We start from the raw sequence: 427 nt of genomic DNA on the forward strand, positions 1-427 counted from the left end.
AAGTTGCTTAAATACTATGAACACTCAAAAGTAGCTCATAAATTTCGCTTTAAGAATCCCTTGTATTCCTTGGATGCCAGTCATATTGACCTGTCGCTTTCCTTATGTGAATGGGCCAAAGTTCACGACTCAAAAGCCAGTATGAAACTCAGTATAGGATTGAATCACAGCAATGATATTCCTGAGTTTGTTGCAGTTGAAAATGGCAAAGAAAATGACATGGTACAAGGCCGCAAATTCCAGTTTCCTGCTGGCAGCATTGTAGTTTTTGATAAAGGCTATGTCGATTACCAATGGTATGCAAATCTGACTGCTCAAAACATTGGATTTGTCACACGTTTTAGGCCTAAATCTGTGTATCAGGTGATCCAGCAACATCCAGTGCTTGAATCCAAAGGTATTCTAAAAGATGAAACCATTCAGCTGA

The 427-nt window shown here is 39.1% G+C and carries 1 protein-coding gene; it reads left to right on the top strand.

Annotation, left to right across the window (positions count from 1 at the left end):
• On the top strand, positions 1-427 hold a 427-nt coding region (locus tag ACE01T_RS16740; protein WP_395519723.1), incomplete at both ends, for a transposase.

This window comes from Acinetobacter uliginosus, assembly GCF_044130295.1.
Classification (GTDB): Bacteria; Pseudomonadota; Gammaproteobacteria; order Pseudomonadales; family Moraxellaceae; genus Acinetobacter.